The following is a 245-nucleotide window of genomic DNA, read 5'->3' on the forward strand; positions in this document are numbered from 1 at the left end:
GCATCGTGTAGATGGTGCCGCCGATGCACCGGTACGGCGTATTCACGTCGCCCCGGATATGCGCTTCCGGCAATTCCAGGCCCGCCGCGTTGACACCGCCCTGACGGTCGATCTCGGTCTTCAGCTTGGCCACCGCCAGATCCAGCAGTTCCTGGTGGCCGACCTTGGACATGTTCCAGTAGACTTCGCACTCGCCGCCGTTCGACGTGACGGAGAGGTTGACGTTCTCCGGCTTGGTCGTGGTC

1 protein-coding gene is annotated in these 245 nt (G+C 63.3%); it reads right to left on the reverse strand.

Annotated elements, in window-relative coordinates; translation table 11 throughout:
- Positions 1-245: ExbD/TolR family protein (locus tag AC0IYH_RS33360; RefSeq protein WP_471838704.1), on the reverse strand; the 245-nt coding region annotated here is incomplete at both ends.

This window comes from Pseudomonas sp. AC463, from assembly GCF_979253585.1.